Origin of the sequence: Dyadobacter sp. SG02 (assembly GCF_900109045.1) — a bacterium.
Lineage (GTDB): Bacteria > Bacteroidota > Bacteroidia > Cytophagales > Spirosomataceae > Dyadobacter.
Genome location: NZ_FNYL01000021.1, coordinates 25,414 through 42,679, shown reverse-complemented (window position 1 = coordinate 42,679; position 17,266 = coordinate 25,414). Strand labels below are relative to the sequence as shown.

Here is a 17,266-nt window from a genome sequence, read left to right as displayed (position 1 = left end):
GCGTTGAAAAACTGGGTATTGTTAGGGTTGATTTTGCTGGTATCAGGTCGGATCGCAGCACAGACAGAGCGTAAGAAAGATAGTCTGAATACCGAAAAATTGCCGGCTGTCGCGTTGGATAGCACTACTCTTGCCCGGGCGGATTCGTTAAAAAACGTTAAAAAGAAGTGGATGCCGGTGCCGAAAACCGCCACGAGATTGGCATTCATCCCAGGGGCCGGGCAGCTTTACAATCGCGATTACTGGAAGGCGCCCATCGTGTATCTCGCATTCGGGGGAGGGCTTTATACCTATTACCTGAACACGATCAAGTACCACGATTTTTTGAATGCGTACGAGTCGTTTTACATTCTGGACAAGAACAACCCGAAATACGGCCAACGAAAACCGGAGCTGGCCAGCGACGACTCCACAGTGAGGGTCAGGGTCAGGAACCTGTTGAACACGAGCAGCGAATACCGCGATGCGACGCACAGCCAGATCGTCCGTCAGAAGAATTACTGGCGCAGGAACCGGGGCTTTGCCATTATTGTAACCGGCCTGATTTACACGCTGTCGATTATCGAGGCCAATGTAGCAGCACATTTGAAGACCTTCGACCTTTCGGACGACCTGACCATCAATGTGAGCCCGAAACTGAACCAGCCGTCGATGCGGACCCCTACGCCGGGTGTGCGGGTGGTTTTTAATTTTAAGTGATTTAAAAGAGTACTGATTTTCAAATATTAGATTAATGAGAATACTATTACTGGGGTACGGAAAGATGGGGAAAACGATCGAACAGATTGCCGTTGACCGGGGGCATTCGATCGTGGGTAAAATTGATGTGCAAAACCGTGCGGATATGGATAAGCTGCAAACCGCCGATGTAGATGTGGCGATCGAGTTCAGCTCACCGGAATCCGCTTTTGAAAATATCATGTATTGCCTCAAAAAAGGCTGGCCGATCGTGTGCGGTACCACAGGCTGGCTCGACCGCCGCACGGAAGTGGAGGCACTTTGCAAGGCCCAGTCCGGATCCTTCTTCTACGCATCCAATTACAGCATTGGTGTTAACCTGTTCTTTCGCCTCAACCGCATGCTGGCTCGCCTGATGAACGGGCACGAGTACCAGAGTTCGATGACGGAGGTTCACCACATTCACAAACTCGACGCGCCCAGCGGCACAGCCATTACCCTCGCGGAAGGCATTATCGAGGAAATAGGGAACGTCGACGGCTGGAAGCTGGCTCCTGACAATGAAGAAGGTTACCTGCAAATCCTGGCCGAGCGCCGCGGCGAAGTACCCGGCACCCACATTGTCCGCTACGAATCGGAAGTGGATACGATTGAAATATCCCACACGGCCCACAACCGCCAGGGTTTCGCATTGGGCGCCGTGGTAGCTGCCGAATGGCTTCCGGGCAAATTCGGGGTGTTCGGGATGAACGACCTCCTCAAAATTTAAAGTATTCTAACTATCAATCATCGCATGGCTGTTAATAGAGAGTTGACTTCCAGTTCAGTTGAATCCAAAAAGAAGAAGTCACCGGTACGGGAGTGGTTCGACTCCATTTTGTTCGCGGTAGTGGCCGCAACGTTGATCCGCTGGCTGTTTTTTGAAGCATTTACCATTCCTACGCCTTCGATGGAGAACAGTCTGCTCGTGGGCGACTTCCTTTTCGTGAGCAAGCTGCATTATGGTACCCGCACGCCGAAAACGCCTTTGCAGGTACCGCTCACGCACCAGACGATCTGGGGAACCAACATTCCTTCTTACACGAGCCTGATCCAGTTGCCGCAATACCGCCTGCCGGGTTTCAGCGAAGTGAAGCGGGGCGACGTGGTGGTATTCAACTATCCTCCCGAATTGCAGCATCCGGTTGATTTGAAAACCAATTATATCAAACGCTGCGTCGGTATTCCGGGTGATAAAGTGGAAGTACGCGACTTGCAGGTGTACGCGAACGGCCAGGCGATGGAAAACCCGCCGCGCATGGAGAACGAATACTTCGTGGCAACTACGACGGCCGTTAATGAAGAGAAAGTTTTCCGTGAAAACGGGGTTTCGGAATTCAATACCTATACCGAAGGCGATAACGACACGATCAGAGGAAACGAGCAAATGGGTTACCTGGTTTTTACGACCACGGAGATCGCTGCGAAGCTTAAAACCTATGATTTTGTAAAAAACATTACCCTCGTGAAATCACCAAAGGATATCAGCGAGCCGATGCTTTATCCTAATTCGTCGCTTTTCAAATGGAACCGCGACAACTATGGCCCGATCACCGTGCCCAAAGAGGGCATGACGGTGCAGCTGACGCCTGAAAATATCGCGACTTACGGACCGGTTATCAAAAACTATGAGGACAACGAAGACGTCGTAATCGACGAAAAATCGGTTAAAGTGGGAGGAAAGGCCATTACCAGCTATACATTCAAGCAGGATTACTACTTTATGATGGGGGATAACCGCCACAACTCGGCGGATTCACGCTATTGGGGTTTTGTTCCAATGGACCACATTGTAGGTAAGGCTGTATTCGTGTGGATGTCCATCGACCCGAATCCGACCAGCTTCTTTAACAAGATCCGTTGGAGCCGCATTTTCAGGGTTATCAATTAGCGATCTGAATATAGATATTGTCGAAGGGAAGGCTGAAAGTCTTCCCTTTTCTTTTGTGTATTATATATAAATTAATATTATATAGTGATTATCGATTTATAGAGATAAAAAGTATATTGCGTAGCGAATTCATCGCTAACCCATTACTTTCTATGTCAGTAGCAGAAACAATTTCAAAGCCGACCAGCACCCCTAAAAAGAAATCTGCCGCCCGCGAATGGTTCGACTCGGTACTGTTCGCCGTCGTTGCCGCCACATTGATCCGCTGGTTATTTTTCAGCGCGTTCGTCATTCCTACGCCTTCCATGGAAAATAGCTTGCTGGTGGGCGACTACCTGTTCGTGAGCAGGCTGCATTATGGTACTACCACGCCGGTTACGCCCTTGCAGGTACCGCTCTCGCATCAAACGATCTGGGGTACGAATATTCCTTCTTATCTCGACTGGATCCAGCTCCCGCAATACCGCCTGCCGGGGTTTACGGATATTAAAAATGGCGATGTAGTCGTGTTTTACCTGCCGGTGGAACATCCGGATATGTACAAGAAATACAGCAATGTGCTTCCGGACCTGCATCCGCACCCGACCGATCTGCGTTCCAATTACATCAAGCGATGCGTGGGTATTCCGGGTGACAAGCTGGAAGTCCGGCTCGGGCAGGTGTACGTGAACGGGCAGGCGCAGGCGTCGCCCGTGCGTATGCAGAACGAGTATTTTGTTTCTGTTAAAACGGCCGTGAATGAGGAGAATGTGTTCCATAAAAACGGGATCGTAGACTACGCCCCATTTACCGAAACATTCGGCGACAGCATTGCTGCGAATGATGAAATGGGGTATGTGGTGAAAACGACGGGTGCTTTGGCGGAGAAACTGAAAACCTACGATTTCGTGAAGCGCGTGCAACCGGTGTTTATGGAAAAAGGACTGAAAGAACCTTATCTCTTTCCGGCCAGCGATGCCATTGACTGGAACAAAGATAATTACGGGCCAGTAATCGTACCCAAAGCCGGCATGACCGTTCCGTTAACCGAAGTCAATATTGCGCTTTACGGAGATATTATCCGCAATTTCGATGGTAACGAGAATGTAGTGGTTGACAAAGACAAAATCACGATCGGCGGTAAGCTAATCACCAGCTACACTTTTGAACAGGATTACTATTTCATGATGGGCGACAACCGCCACGATTCCGCCGATTCGCGGTACTGGGGCTTTGTACCCAAAGATCATGTGGTAGGAAAAGCTGTTTTCGTTTGGATGTCCATTGATCCAAATCCTACCAGTTTTATCAAAAAAATCCGTTGGGACCGTATTTTTAGGAGTATTGATTAGAAAGGAAAAGGAGGAAGAAGAAAGGGTCTTACGCCTTTCTTCTTCCTCCTTTTCCTCCATTAAAATTACTCTTCCTGCGAAAAGATCAAAGCCGAATAGGGCGGGATTTGCAATGAGCCGAATTGTCCGCAGTCGTCCATTTCACCTTCCATCGTGTCGATGTCGAAGACGCCGAGGTGTGAGAAATCCGCGTCATAATATTCGTTGTCGCTGTTGAACCGGAGGTTCCATTTACCCGCACGCGGGAACCCGACTTTGTAATCGGAGAAGGTTTCCGTTGAAAAATTGAAAACGACCACGACGCTGTCTTTGGGACCACCTTCGTCCCAGCGGTGCATTACGATCACCTTCTTCTCATTATCCTGCCTGATAATCGCTGAATTTTGTCCTTGGAGACCTTTGGTTACGCCAAACCAGTTTCTGCGGATGTGGATCATGTCGCGGTGCAATGCTGCGAAGCCGCTGAATTTTTCAAGCCTTGACCAGTCGATCGGGTCGCTGTCCGAAAACCATTTGTCTTCCAGCAGCGGCTGCCCCTGGAATATCATCGGAATGCCGGGAGAGGTGAGTACCAACGCTACGCCTAATGCAGCACGTTTTTTGGAATACCAGTTATTTACGTCGCCATCCGCGATTTCCTCGGCCACACGCGCCTGGCCATTAGCTACTTCGTCGTGCGATTCGGTGTAGATAATGCGCTGGAACGAGTCTGCATTGTAGCGGTTGGTGATGGCCGCCACCACGCTGTCCATATTTCGGTCCTGATCGTTGGCCGTAATGATAGCGTCGCGGATCGAATGCACGAACTCCGCGTCCCATTGTGAGCCGTATCCCAAACCGCCATTCTCGACCGAATTGGTAATGAAATCCAGCGAATGCATATCCTCGGCGATGGTAATGCAATTGGCGCAGCTTTCGCGGATATCCTTATTGATCCATTGCATGAGCGAAATGCCTTCCGGTATGTCGTCGCCGGGATTGCCGTTGGCTTTTACATTGCGTATGTAAGGCACCATATCCATGCGCAGGCCGTCGATGCGGTAGTCGCGGAGCCACATCATGGCATTGTCGTGTACGTATTGGCGCACTTCGCCGCGGCCATAATCGGGGCGGGTGTTGCCCCACGGCGTTTCGGAGCGCCAGTCGTTATAGAAATAAATTCCGCCGCCATCGTTCTCGTGCCAGCCGTCGAACTGCCAGAGATCAAGGTCGGAGGGCCCGAAATGGTTGTATACCACATCGAGGATTACGGCTATACCTGCCTCATGGGCGGCTTTGACAAATGCTTTCAATCCGTCCGGACCGCCGTAATCGGATTCGATCGCAAATGGATTGGCCGGGTTGTAACCCCATGACCTCGAACCCGGAAACTCCGAGCAGGGCATGAGCTCAACAGCATTAAAACCCATATCTTTTAAATAAGGAATCCGCTCGATAGCCGTGTAAAATGTACCAACCTGCCCCTGTTCCTTTACATTGAAAGTGCCTACGTGGAGCTCATAAATCACCAGCTCATGCCAGCCGGGCATTTGAAAACTCACATCCTGCCAGTCGAAGGTTTCGTGGTTGTACACGACGCAATTGCCAGCGGAGTTGGTCATTTTTAAAGCATAGGGATCGTTGCGATGCAACTCGCCTGACGGTGTTTCGAGGATGTATTTGTATTCGTCGCCCTCCTTCGAATTTTCGATCAGCGCGCCCCACATGCCGTTCTCCTCGGGTTGGAGCGGATTGGCGGAGGCATCCCAGTCGTTGAAACTTCCTATGACCGAAACGCTTTCTGCATGCGGCGCCCATACACGATAGTAAACCCCTTCGGGATGGCAGGTGGCACCCATGCCTTCAAAATGTTGCTCGGTTTCGGTTACTTCGGTTTCGAGGTTTTCCATATATGATTTTCAGATTATTGTTTATTTTTGAAAATGAACTGCTGACGTATATTCGCAAAATGCATGCCAGGCGTCGGCATTCCACAAACTCAACCTACACACTATATTATGCAAGCATCCTCCGACGCAGAGAAAATCTGCATCCTTTCGCTTATGCACACGCCCGGAATCGGGGCGGTGACTATCCGCCAGCTCATTAGCTATTGTGGAAGCGCTTCTCAGGTTTTTAATGCGGATTACAAAAAGCTCATTAAAATTCCCGGTATCGGCGACAAGATCGTGAAAGCGGTTTTAGGTAAAAACACGCTCGAACTGGCTGAAAAAGAGCTCGCGCAATGCCGCAAGACAGGAACCCAACTACTTTTCTTCAACGAGCCCGACTACCCGGCGCGACTCCGGCCGCTGTACGATGCGCCTGTTGCATTGTATGCGAAAGGGAATACCGACTTCAACTGGCCGCGCACGGTAGGGATCGTGGGAACGCGGAAAATCAGTGAATATGGCAAGTCGGTAACTGAAAATATCATTCGCGAGCTTGTACCTTACCAACCACTTGTGGTAAGCGGGCTGGCCTATGGTGTGGATATCACTGCACACCGGCAATGCATGAGAAGCAACCTGTCTACATTAGGTGTAATGGCCAGCGGGCTGGACGTGATCTATCCCGCCGTCCACCAGCGTACCGCATTTGAAATGCAGGACAATGGCGGGATCGTCACCGAGAATGCGCTGGGGACGAAGCCGGATTTTATGAGATTTCCGGCGCGGAACCGAATTATTGCGGGGCTGAGTGATGTTACCATTGTAGTGGAATCGGGGCGCACAGGCGGGAGCCTGATCACGGTAGAGTTTGCACAGAATTATCATCGGGAGGTTTTCGCGGTGCCTGGTGCTATTAACGAGCCGCAATCGGAGGGCTGTAACTTTCTGATCCGTGATCATAAGGCAGCGATTTTCACATCGGTGGCGGATATGGCGCAAGCGCTGGGCTGGGGTGAAGGAATACCGGAAACTACGCCTGCTGCTTCATTTGAACAGTCGGTAATGACTTTCGAGGGCTTTACGCAAGACGAAGGCCAGGTGCTCTCGCTTTTGAAGCAGCAGGGTGCGATGCAGATCGACGAGTTGGCGTGGCAATCAGGTATTCGCCTGAACCGGCTGGCTACGCTGCTGCTGAACCTCGAATTCCAGGGGATGGTCCGGTCGATGCCGGGCAAGAAATACGGGTTGATTTAAATGCATGGATAAGAGTATCATTCAGTTGATTAAGGAAGGGGAGGGGCTCACCATCGAGTTCAAGCGAACGGTGGATAGTCCTTTCAAGATTGCCAAAACCATTGTTTCCTTCGCCAATACCTCGGGGGGCGATTTGCTGATCGGCGTGGCTGATCATGGGGCTGTCCTGGGTGTACAATCGGAATTACGAGAGTTACAAAAGCTCGAAAAAGCGCTGGTGAAACTGATTGAGCCGGAGTTGGTGGTTCAAATCAAGACCGAGAATCTGGACGGTAAAAAAGTAATGCGGGTGACGATCCATGAAAGTGAAGACAAGCCACATCACGCATTGAATGAGAAAGGAGAACGCATCATTTACATTCGTGTGAAGGACAAAAGCATGCCTATTCCCAGGCTGTTGCTTTACAACGGAGCCGATAGCGAAACAGAGAAACTGTTGGCCACGCGGCATGTCAAAACGTTAATTACTTATTTGAAAGAAACAGATTCCGTGACGGCCAAAGCGTTTTCAAAAATCATCAATATCTCCGAAAAAAGGGCCGAACGCATGTTGCAGGATCTTGCCGCGCGGCAGATTTTACTCAAACTCTCCAAAGGAAAACCGGAAAGTTTCAGCCTCAAATGGACGGAATAAAAATGAGGCTTGCATCCGGATTTCCGGTTGCAAGCCCCCATTGTAGTTTTTCCTGAGAATTAGTTGATACCTACCAATTCCAGTTCAAAAATAAGGTCCTGGCCCGCCAACGGGTGGTTAGCGTCCAATACCACGTAAGTTTCAGTTACTTCTCTTACAACTACCGGGATAACCTGGCCGCCATCCTGGTGCATATTCAGCGTACCGCCAACTTCCAAAGGAATGTCAGCCGGAATCTGTGCGCGGTCGAATTTAACGATCATCTCATCGTTCAGTGGACCATAGGCTTCTTCGTTAGGAATATGAATGGTCTTTTTCGCGCCGATTTCCATGCCCGTTACGCCATCGTCGAATCCTTTGATCACCTGTCCGCTTCCCAGAGTGAAGCTCAAAGGCTCACGTCCCTCGGAGGAATCAAAAAGTTGTCCGTCCGGTAAGGTACCTTTATAATGTACCAGCACTTTGTCACCAGCCTTTGCCTGACTCATAGTTCTATATTGATTTGGTTGGAAAAAGCATTCGTAAAGTAATCTTCACGAATGCATGAGAATGTAAATTAGTATGCCCGGGCAAAAACCACGCGTCCTTTCGAAGGCTTGCCCGAGTAAATGCAAACGCCCTCTTCGGCTTCCTGGTTCAGAGGAATGCAGCGAATGGTCGCTTTGGTTTCTTCCTTGATCTTCTCTTCGGTCTCGGAAGTGCCGTCCCAGTGTGCAAGCACAAATCCGCCTTTGGTATCGAGAATATTGTTGAATTCTTCGAACGAATCTGTTTTATAGGTATTCTCTTCGCGGAACGTCAGCGCCTTTTTGTAAATGGATTCCTGAATGTCTTCGAGCAGGTTCTGGATGTAAGCCGCAATGCCGTCTACCGAAACCGTTTCCTTGGTTTTGGTATCGCGGCGCGCTACTTCCACCGTCCCGTTTTCGAGGTCGCGGCCACCCATGGCAAGTCTTACAGGAACACCTTTCAATTCGTATTCCGCGAATTTAAAACCTGGCTTCGTATTGTCGCTATTGTCGTATTTTACGCTGATACCCAGTTTTTTCAGGTCTTTCGTGATTTCCCCCACTTTCTCGGAAATCTGCGCGAGTTGCTCGTCATTCCGGTAAATAGGCACGATCACGACCTGGATAGGTGCCAGTTTCGGAGGCAACACCAGACCGGCGTCGTCCGAATGCGCCATAATGAGCGCGCCCATCAGACGTGTACTTACGCCCCATGAAGTTCCCCAAACGTAATCCAGCTTGCCTTCCTTATCCTGAAATTTCACATCGAATGCAGTCGCGAAATTCTGGCCCAGGAAATGGGAGGTCCCTGCTTGCAATGCTTTTCCGTCCTGCATCATGGCTTCGATGCAATAGGTATCTTCGGCGCCTGCGAAACGTTCGTTAGCTGTTTTCACCCCTTTGATAACCGGAACAGCCATCCATTCTTCGGCGAACTGCGCGTATATTTCAAGCATTTGCTTCGTTTCGGCGATCGCCTCCTGTGCGGTTGCATGCGCGGTGTGGCCTTCCTGCCACAGGAACTCGGCCGTACGCAGGAACAGGCGTGTACGCATTTCCCAGCGCACGACGTTCGCCCATTGGTTGATGAGCAACGGCAAATCGCGGTACGACTGGATCCAGTTTTTATAAGTGCTCCAGATCACCGTTTCCGACGTCGGGCGAACGATCAGTTCTTCTTCCAGTTTCGCATCCGGGTCAACGATCACCCCTTTGCCGTCAGGATCGTTTTTGAGGCGGTAATGCGTCACTACCGCACACTCTTTGGCAAATCCCTCCACATGCGAAGCCTCCTTGCTCAGGTACGATTTCGGGATGAAAAGCGGGAAATAGGCGTTCGTATGGCCTGTTTCCTTGAACATGTCATCCAGCGCGCGCTGCATTTTTTCCCAGATGGAGTATCCGTACGGTTTGATCACCATACAACCTCTCACCGGAGAGTTTTCGGCCAGGTCGGCGCGTTTCACTAACTCATTGTACCATTCGGAGTAGTTTTCACTTCGTGTTGGCAAGGCTTTACTCATTACTTTGTATTATTTTGGAAATGAAATGGAGTATTACGTTAATCCAGGCCTGTTTTTCAAGGGAGTTGCAAAGATAGTTTTTTATGTTAACTTTGGAATTAATGTATAGTTACGGACGTTTACTTGATATTGGGAACAGGTTTTTTAACTATATTAGCAACAAACTTTTAATCCTTCAAAAGCCATGAGTATGTTCAATAAAGCAAAACATTTGTCTTTGCTGGTGTTGTTGGGAGCTTGGGGATGTACTTCGAATCAATATGCATCACGCTCGGGCGACGGATATGATGATCTCTACGGAGGAAGCTCCGGCGGAGGCCTCGTATTGGCCGACCGCGGAGGTGATCAGGAAGTCTCCCGTTCGGATAATCCGGACTATGCTTATACCGGCAACAATTCCGAAAACGGAACAGCAGACTATTACGACGAAAATTATGTTTCGTCCAGAAACGTAAAACGGCAGGTATCGACAGACGTTGGCTACAATGCCGGTTTTGTCGATGGCTATAATTCAGCCAGCTTAAATAATCCTTATTATGGTGGTTTGGGCTCTTACTGGCCCGGCAGCTATGCAGGTCTGTCGCTTAACTTCGGTTACGGCGGGTTCAGAATGCGTCCTTCATTTGGATTCGGTTACGGATCAGGGTTCGGCTACTCGCCATGGGGCTACGGCAGCATGCTGGGTTATGGCGGTATGATGGGCTATGGCTATGATCCATTTGGTTACAGTCCGTGGGGGTACAGCCCCTGGGGTTACAACAGCATGTACGGCTGGGGTGGTGGCTATTACGACAGCTTCTACGGAGGTTACGGATATTCGCCCTGGGCTTACAGCCGTCCTGTTATCGTGATCAACAACCCGGAAAGAGGCTATTCAAGAACCTACGGCCCGCGTGTAGTGGATGCGAGCAGGAACCGCAGCAGCGAACGTTACAATTCGAACTTCGTGAACTCGTCACGTTCTGAAACTACAACAAGAGGAAGCCGCAATGGTAACCGGGTAATTTCAGGAGATACTTACTCTTCGCCAAGATCTGAACGTTCGGGTCGCGGTAATGCCGTAGCAAACGGCGGCGGAAGAACCAGCGGTGAATCTTACGGTTCACGTGGTGCAGTGGATGGCGGCAATGTATATTACTCACGCCCTCGTTCTGCCAATTCGGGTAACTACTCGTCTGAAGGCGGAAACACCAATGGCGGATCTTACTCATCGCCGCGTTCGTCCAGAGGTTCCTCTTCTACTTACAGCACGCCTTCATACAGTGTGCCGTCGAGAAGCCAGTCGGATTACAGTACGCCTAGCCGAAGCTATTCGACCCCAAGAAGTGAATCTTACAGCGCTCCGACCCGGACTTACAGTCAGCCGTCTCAGCCATCTTACAGTGCTCCTTCCAGAAGTTACAGCGCTCCATCCGGTGGTGGCGGCGGTGGCGGAAGTTCAAGCCGGTCTTCGAGAGGGCCAAGATAATTTACGATTGTCCTGAAACAGAGATACTCATGTCAAACCCTGCAAGATGTCATAATTTTGCAGGGTTTTCGTTTAAATTGTGTTGAAAAAAAGCATTAATTGCCATGTCTAAACCATACTCAGGAATAGCGCTCATATTGTCGCTACTCACTTCATCAGTTGCGTTCGCACAATACGCTACCGACGCCCTTCGGTATTCAGAAATCAACCAGACCGGAACGGCACGCTTTCAGGCGCTGGGCGGGAACCACGCAGCCATCGGCGGTGACGCCAGCTCCATCTATGGGAACCCGGCGGGATTAGGGTTTTATAGCCGCTCTGAGTTTACATTCAGCCCGGCGGTGACGATCGCCGGAACCTCGGCGAGTTACCTGGGAAATACCGATAAGCAAAGCAGCAGCCTGTTTAACATTCCGCAAGCCTCTATCGTGTTTGCCAGCCAGCCCGGATTTCAGCGGAAGTGGAAGCGGTCCTCATTTGGGGTCTCGTTTTCACGCCAGCAATCATTTCAGAACGGATATCTCTACGGCGGAAGGAACAATAATAGCGCATACATTGATAATGTATTGGAGAATGTCAACAATGCAAATCCTCCTTACACGATCAAAGAACTGGAAGATGGTTTGCAAAATAATCCGGGAGGCAATCCGGTAGCCAACTCTATACCGGTAGCCTATTATCAAATGTACCTGATTAACCCTACTAGTGCCTCGGGCCCTCCTTTCACCGCAATAGACGGGCAGAGCGTGGTAGATCAATCAGGTGACTTTACCTCTAAGGGAGCTACATCGCAATGGACATTCGCCTACGCGGGCAACCTGAATGATAAGTTTTACCTCGGAGGTAATGTAGGATTTAGCAGGATCAAATACGAATATTCGTCCAGGTTCAGCGACGATTATATCAACAGCCCGGCGTTGACCTACATTGATCAGTTTGAAGATTTTACGGTGCGTGGTACCGGATTCAATGCGTCGCTGGGTGCTATTTACAAAATCAATCCGATGTTCCAGATCGGAGGAACGCTCATTAGTCCGACTTTCAGCGCGATCAAGGAAACATACAGCCAAAGTGTAGCGGCGGGTTTTGTCGGCGGAAAGGTGAAGGACGCGGATGGAAATCTGATTACCCCGCCCTATACCTCGCTACCCATTTCGCCCAACGACTTTGAATATACCCTCATCGGCCCGATACGCGGGAACCTGGGTGGGACAGTGTTTTTCCAGAATAAAGGTTTTCTCACTGCGACCATTGAATATGCAGGTTACAGCGGCATGCGGGCCAGGACCAGTTTTCTGGATGCGACAGGTAATCAGGACTTTAAGGATAATACAAAAGCGGATGTCAAAGACACATTCCGCAATACCGTTAACTTCCGGCTTGGCGGGGAGATCCGGGCAAAAATCTTCCGTGCGCGCATCGGCGGGGCGTACATTTCCGACCCCTACCTTGACCGCACGGACGGCATCGATCGCAGTAAACTGTTGTTTTCAGCGGGTGTAGGTGTGCGTAATGATCGCTTTTTTGTGGATTTGACGGGCACATTTGCTACTTACAAATCAGCCTACACACCGTATTATCTCAACGATCCCAAAAACTTTGCATCGGTTGAAATTAAAAACCGGCCGGTGAATGTGATGCTGACCGGTGGGGTATTCTTCTGATCGATATTTGTTAAAGGTTATAACTGAAAAAACCTGCTCATCGCAGGTTTTTTCAGTTATAACAGAGGCGTAAGCACTTCGAGTAAATGGCTGACGTCTATTTCCCCTTTCAATGTAAAATCAGCCTTCGAGTAATACGGGAGCCGGTCGGTAATGCGGCTTTGCAGCGTGTCGACGAGCGAGGCAGCGCCGGAGAGAATAGGGCGGTCGTCCTTGCCGTGGTTTTCGATCCTTTTGGCAAGATCCACGGCGGGAACGTCGAGGAAAATACTGACGCCCATTTCTTTGATCACATCCATATTATCGAAGAAACAGGGAGTTCCGCCACCGGAAGCGAGTACAATGCCTTTTTGGATGGCGGTTTCCTTTAAAATCCGGCTTTCTACCTCGCGGAAATAGCTTTCCCCTTGCTGCGCGAAAATGGAGGAAATCTCCATTCCCTGGTCTTTCTCGATCAGCTTATCGAGGTCTACGAACTGGTAATTCAAGGCACGCGCGAGCTTTTTGCCCAACGTCGTTTTGCCGGAAGACATCATCCCGACGAGTATTATATTCTTCATTCTGATGTTGGTGTCGGTCACATTATTTGACTAGGCCCACCACTTCTTCGGCAGTCGGGGTGTCGTTGTAATGCCATTTGCCTTTCACAATGCCGTCTTTCAGTAGCCACAGGCCCGGGTTCGAGCGCGAAATGGTTTTTAGTACCGTCGCATCTACATAATAATATGGAGCAGTAAGCTGATGTTGCGAAAGGAAATTCTCGATATCGGCGCTGTTTCCCGAAGTAAGGATAATCGGCTCGACTCCCTTACCTTTCACGTTATTAATCAGCTTGTTAATATCCGGCAATGCGGCGGTATTAATGTCGGTAAGGCTTTTAATGATCAGGAAAAGTTTTTTGCCCTGGAATGTACCCTCCGTGAAATCTCCCGCATCGTTCCAGACTTTATAATCCGTGATTTTTGGTTTCGCATCTTCGTTGAGTACGATCATTTCCTTGAATTTCAAGGTAGTATCACTCGGATATTGCTCATATTCAAGCGTTTTGCCGTCTTTTTCAAATATGTACTGATATCGCAAAGGCTCCGAATTTTTCATCTGCGCCGGGATGCTCGCGCCTACGCGGTAAGGCAGCAAATCCACAATCGGCAGGTGACGCAACGCGTAAACGGCAACGCCCAGCGAAACGAGGGTGGAGATTACCACAATGATTCCCGTCGGGTACGATTTGAATTTCTTTCGGTAATATACGATCACCAGGATCAGCACCAACAAGAATATATCCTTGCCAAACGAGGTCCACGGCGTGAGCTTAATCGCCGCCCCGAAGCAGCCGCAATCGGTGACTTTATTGAAATACGCCGAATAGAATGTCAGGAATGTAAAAAATACAATGATCGCCAGTAGCAGCCAGGAAATGGTTTTCGGCTTGTAAGCGACGAGTAATGCAATGCCCAGCACAACCTCCGCCGTACAAAGGAATACCGAGAAATACAGCGCCAGCGGTACCAGTCCCATGAAGAAATCATGCAATGCGGGAAGGTCGGTCGCGAAAACCTCGAAGTATTCTTCCAGCTTGTACTGTGTCCCGATGGGGTCGTTCAGCTTGATGATTCCGGAGAAAATGAACAGTAATCCTACTACAACTCGTGAGATCTGGGCAAAGATTTTCATTGCAAACTGGACGGCGGTTTGGTGTGTCTTTGTTAGTTGGTCTGTAAGGCGTTCGATTTGATCAGGCAGAATACCGAATAGTTAATAATATCCTGGTACCCGGCTTTTACACCCTCTGAAACGAGCGTATGTCCCTGATTGTCTTCGATTTGTTTGATCCTTAGCAGTTTCATGAGAATGATGTCGGTCATGGAGCTCACACGCATGTCACGCCACGCCTCACCATAATCATGGTTTTTATTAAACAACAATTCCTTCACTTCGTTCACCTGGGAATTGTAAAGAATTGTTAATGCGGAATCGTCGATGTTTTCGTTTTGCTCTTTCGCCGCGATCTGGATCAGTGCCATCACACAGTAATTAATGATACCGATGAATTCGGAAGACACGTCCTCATTCACTTTCTGCACGCCCTTGTCCTGAATGGTACGGATGCGCTGGGCTTTGATAAAGATTTGATCGGTAATTGAAGGTAGCCGCAGGATACGCCAGGATGTTCCGTAGTCCTTGTTTTTTTTTGTAAAAAGATCTTGGCAATACTGAATGATTTCCTGATATTCCGATTCTGTGGATTTCACTGTTTCAAATGAGTTTTAGACTTTCAGACGGTAGGAAGAGAATGCTTTGATATTCATTCCTTTGCCTGTTTTTGAAAAGAATTTATGTTGCAAGTTAGTAAAAAAACGCTCAATATCCGGGGCACGCTGCTCGATCTGTCGACGCCCGTGGTGATGGGCATTATGAATATCACACCCGACTCCTTTTACTCCGGGAGCCGGGTCGCAGCGGTGGACGAGATCGTCGAAAAGGCTGGCCAAATGCTTTCCGAGGGGGCCGGCATGATCGACATCGGTGGGTATTCCACGCGTCCGGGTGCACGTGAAGTGAGCGCGCAAGAAGAAGCCGACCGTATCGAATCGGCCGTGGAGCCATTAGCTAAATTTTTCCCCGACCTCATCATTTCTGTTGATACCTTTCGGGCCGAAGTCGCTGAAAGGGGCATTCGCAAAGGCGCGCATATCATTAACGACGTGGCCGGCGGAACGCTCGACGACGCGATCTTCGACACCGTCGCCCGCCTGCGCGTACCGTACATATTAATGCATATGCGCGGGACACCGCAAACGATGAACGATCTGACGCATTACGAACGCCTCGTGCCGGACATTCTTCGTGATCTGAGGGAAAAGGCAATAATCTTGCAAAGCAAAGGAGTTGCCGACCTGATTATCGATCCGGGTTTCGGATTTGCGAAGACCATCGCGCAGAATTTCGAGCTGATGCGGGAGCTGGAACAGTTCAAATTGCTCGGTTACCCGGTGCTGGTGGGTATTTCGCGGAAGACGACGATTTATAAAACCCTGCATATTTCGCCCGATGAAGCGTTGAACGGTACCACGGTGCTCAATACGCTGGCGTTGGAACGCGGTGCGTCGATCCTGCGGGTGCACGATGTGAAACCGGCCGTGGAAGCGGTAAAACTCTGGATGGCCGCCGGTAACTATCCAAATTAAAATAGTAATTTAGTCGCTCTAAAATATCACCTTTCGTATGCGTGTGGGTTTTCTGAACATCAATTGGGCTGATATCCTGGATGTTTTTTTAGTGTCCATTCTTCTTTATCAGGTATATACCCTTGTTCGGGGGAGTATTGCAAGCAGGGTTTTTCTCGGTTATTTGTTCGTCTACGTCTTCTATCTGGTGGTCAAGGGGCTCGGCCTAGGCTTGCTGACGGCCATCCTGCAATACTTTATGGGCGTCGGTGCGGTGGCATTGATCGTGATTTTCCAACAGGAAATCCGGCGCTTTCTGCTCATCATCGGTAAATCGACGATTTATACCAATAATGGTTTTCTCAAAAAGCTGATCGGTAATTCGATGATGGATTTCAAGGTAAAAAACCTGAGAGAAGTGATCGACGCGAGCAAAACCATTGCAACGAACTTTACCGGCGCATTGATTGTGCTCAACAAGCGCGACGATCTGGGCAAATATGTAGAAACCGGTGAAATGCTCGATGCACGCGTTTCGAAGCCGTTGCTCGTATCGCTATTCAATCAGTATAGCGAGCTGCACGACGGCGCGGTAATTATCGTGGACGGCGTGCTGAAAGCGGCGCGTTGCGTGTTACCGGTCGCGGATGGCGTCGATGTCCCGTCGTCACTGGGCTTCCGGCATCGTGCTGCGATGGGCATGAGCGAGGCAACCGATGCGATCGTGATCGTGATTTCCGAACAAACCGGTAAAATATCACTGGCCGTGGAAGGCGAGCTGCACAGCAACATCCCTTACAACGAGCTCGAATCGCGGATCGAAGAGTACCTGGCCTCGGATGTGCAGCGCATGCCGAAGTAGGTTTATTTTAATTAAAATATATTTTGGAAGGAAATTTGGCGTTTTGGGAAGCAATTTCTATTTTTGCAGACCGAAATGAGAAATAGAAAAATATTCATTACAAATGGCAAATCATAAATCAGCTTTAAAAAGAATCCGCGCGAACGAAACCAAGCGTTTGCGTAATCGTTACCAGCACAAAACTACCCGTTCATACATCAAGAAATTGCGTGAAACGACTGATAAGGCAGTAGCTGTTGAAGTTTACAAAACTGTGTCTTCAATGTTGGATCGTTTGGCAAAGAAAAATATCATCCACAAGAAGAAAGCTTCTAATCAGAAGTCTAAACTGGCGAAATTCGTCAACGGACTTGCTGTTGCAGCGTAATTTTTACT

At 49.4% G+C, this 17,266-nt stretch carries 17 protein-coding genes; 11 read left to right on the top strand and 6 right to left on the bottom strand.

The window, feature by feature from the left end; genetic code table 11:
- The first annotated feature begins 3 nt into the window (after positions 1-3).
- The 4 genes from BMW93_RS33145 (at position 4) to lepB (BMW93_RS33130) (ending at position 3,939) form a co-directional block, all read left to right on the top strand.
- Complete coding sequence (locus BMW93_RS33145) at positions 4-699, top strand: DUF5683 domain-containing protein (protein ID WP_090386780.1); 696 nt, start codon at positions 4-6, stop codon at positions 697-699.
- A gap of 34 nt (positions 700-733) precedes the next feature.
- A complete protein-coding gene (gene dapB / locus BMW93_RS33140; protein ID WP_090386779.1) occupies positions 734-1,447 on the top strand; it encodes a 4-hydroxy-tetrahydrodipicolinate reductase in 714 nt (237 codons plus the stop codon).
- A 24-nt stretch (positions 1,448-1,471) separates the two neighbouring features.
- Positions 1,472-2,608 (top strand): signal peptidase I, encoded by a 1,137-nt coding sequence (gene lepB / locus BMW93_RS33135; protein WP_090386777.1) that lies wholly within the window; start codon positions 1,472-1,474, stop codon positions 2,606-2,608.
- Positions 2,609-2,760: 152 nt separating this feature from the next.
- Positions 2,761-3,939 (top strand): signal peptidase I, encoded by a 1,179-nt coding sequence (gene lepB / locus BMW93_RS33130; protein ID WP_090386776.1) that lies wholly within the window; start codon positions 2,761-2,763, stop codon positions 3,937-3,939.
- 65 nt (positions 3,940-4,004) lie between these two features.
- On the opposite strand, the gene BMW93_RS33125 is transcribed toward lepB (BMW93_RS33130), so the two are convergent.
- Positions 4,005-5,828: an alpha-amylase family glycosyl hydrolase gene (locus tag BMW93_RS33125; protein WP_090386774.1), complete on the bottom strand. Its 1,824-nt coding sequence runs from the start codon at positions 5,826-5,828 to the stop codon at positions 4,005-4,007.
- A 108-nt stretch (positions 5,829-5,936) separates the two neighbouring features.
- On the opposite strand from BMW93_RS33125, the gene dprA reads away from it, so the two are divergent.
- Together dprA and BMW93_RS33115 are read left to right on the top strand one after the other, a co-directional pair.
- On the top strand, positions 5,937-7,064 hold the full coding sequence (gene dprA, locus BMW93_RS33120) for a DNA-processing protein DprA (protein WP_090386772.1): 1,128 nt from the start codon (positions 5,937-5,939) through the stop codon (positions 7,062-7,064).
- A 4-nt stretch (positions 7,065-7,068) separates the two neighbouring features.
- Entirely contained in the window at positions 7,069-7,698 is a 630-nt protein-coding gene (locus BMW93_RS33115) for a helix-turn-helix domain-containing protein (RefSeq protein WP_090386770.1), read from the top strand.
- 59 nt (positions 7,699-7,757) lie between these two features.
- On the opposite strand, the gene BMW93_RS33110 is transcribed toward BMW93_RS33115, so the two are convergent.
- Both BMW93_RS33110 and proS read right to left on the bottom strand, forming a co-directional pair.
- The gene (locus BMW93_RS33110) at positions 7,758-8,186 is read right to left on the bottom strand and encodes a peptidylprolyl isomerase (protein ID WP_090386768.1); all 429 of its coding nucleotides are present in this window, start codon (positions 8,184-8,186) and stop codon (positions 7,758-7,760) included.
- A 68-nt stretch (positions 8,187-8,254) separates the two neighbouring features.
- Positions 8,255-9,730, bottom strand: a complete 1,476-nt coding sequence (gene proS / locus BMW93_RS33105) for a proline--tRNA ligase (protein WP_090386766.1) — start codon at positions 9,728-9,730, stop codon at positions 8,255-8,257.
- A gap of 190 nt (positions 9,731-9,920) precedes the next feature.
- Between proS and BMW93_RS33100 the strand changes: the two genes are divergently transcribed.
- On the top strand, positions 9,921-11,198 hold the full coding sequence (locus tag BMW93_RS33100; protein ID WP_229241092.1) for a hypothetical protein: 1,278 nt from the start codon (positions 9,921-9,923) through the stop codon (positions 11,196-11,198).
- A gap of 104 nt (positions 11,199-11,302) precedes the next feature.
- Positions 11,303-12,862, top strand: coding sequence for an OmpP1/FadL family transporter (locus tag BMW93_RS33095; protein ID WP_090386763.1), 1,560 nt, complete (start codon positions 11,303-11,305; stop codon positions 12,860-12,862).
- Positions 12,863-12,918: 56 nt separating this feature from the next.
- Here the strand turns inward: BMW93_RS33095 and BMW93_RS33090 are convergent, their stop codons facing one another.
- From BMW93_RS33090 to BMW93_RS33080, 3 genes are read right to left on the bottom strand one after another with little or no spacing between them, the layout of a single operon-like run.
- Entirely contained in the window at positions 12,919-13,422 is a 504-nt protein-coding gene (locus tag BMW93_RS33090; RefSeq protein ID WP_090386922.1) for a shikimate kinase, read from the bottom strand.
- Positions 13,423-13,444: 22 nt separating this feature from the next.
- Positions 13,445-14,536: a BT_3928 family protein gene (locus BMW93_RS33085; RefSeq protein WP_090386761.1), complete on the bottom strand. Its 1,092-nt coding sequence runs from the start codon at positions 14,534-14,536 to the stop codon at positions 13,445-13,447.
- Positions 14,537-14,568: 32 nt separating this feature from the next.
- Positions 14,569-15,114: a DUF1599 domain-containing protein gene (locus tag BMW93_RS33080; RefSeq protein WP_090386760.1), complete on the bottom strand. Its 546-nt coding sequence runs from the start codon at positions 15,112-15,114 to the stop codon at positions 14,569-14,571.
- 84 nt (positions 15,115-15,198) lie between these two features.
- Between BMW93_RS33080 and folP the strand changes: the two genes are divergently transcribed.
- From folP to rpsT, 3 genes are all read left to right on the top strand, one after another.
- Positions 15,199-16,050 carry a dihydropteroate synthase gene (gene folP, locus BMW93_RS33075; protein WP_090386759.1) on the top strand — a complete coding sequence of 284 codons (852 nt, stop codon included), beginning with the start codon at positions 15,199-15,201 and terminating at the stop codon, positions 16,048-16,050.
- 37 nt (positions 16,051-16,087) lie between these two features.
- Entirely contained in the window at positions 16,088-16,891 is an 804-nt protein-coding gene (gene cdaA / locus BMW93_RS33070) for a diadenylate cyclase CdaA (protein ID WP_090386757.1), read from the top strand.
- A gap of 103 nt (positions 16,892-16,994) precedes the next feature.
- Positions 16,995-17,258, top strand: a complete 264-nt coding sequence (gene rpsT, locus BMW93_RS33065; RefSeq protein WP_019944067.1) for a 30S ribosomal protein S20 — start codon at positions 16,995-16,997, stop codon at positions 17,256-17,258.
- Positions 17,259-17,266 lie beyond the last annotated feature (8 nt).